This is a genomic window from Pseudoalteromonas sp. SG43-7, from assembly GCF_014164295.1.
Classification (GTDB): domain Bacteria; phylum Pseudomonadota; class Gammaproteobacteria; order Enterobacterales; family Alteromonadaceae; genus Pseudoalteromonas; species Pseudoalteromonas rhizosphaerae.
The window spans coordinates 1-231 of record NZ_JACJEY010000251.1 but is presented as its reverse complement, the minus strand read 5'-3'; the positions used below and the strand labels follow the sequence as shown (position 1 = coordinate 231).

1 pseudogene is annotated in these 231 nt (G+C 42.4%); it reads left to right on the top strand.

From position 1 onward, the window contains the following. Positions 1-231, top strand: a pseudogene (locus H5200_RS23725) (transposase); the annotation flags it as partial.

The window sequence follows — 231 nt, the reverse complement described above, 5'->3', positions numbered from 1 at the left end:
ATGGCCAACTACAAGCCAGACTTATCCTGCCAAAATAAATTCATTCCAATCAATTTTGCTGAGCAAATATTGCCAGGTACATTTGAGTATGCGCTTTGTTATATTGTCGAAAATAAACTCGATTTGTCGGGCTTTGACGCGTGGTATAACAACGACAAAACAGGCGCGGCGGCGTATCCGCCGTCAGTGATGTTAAAGATTATTTTGCTCGGCTATGCACATGGTTTGATC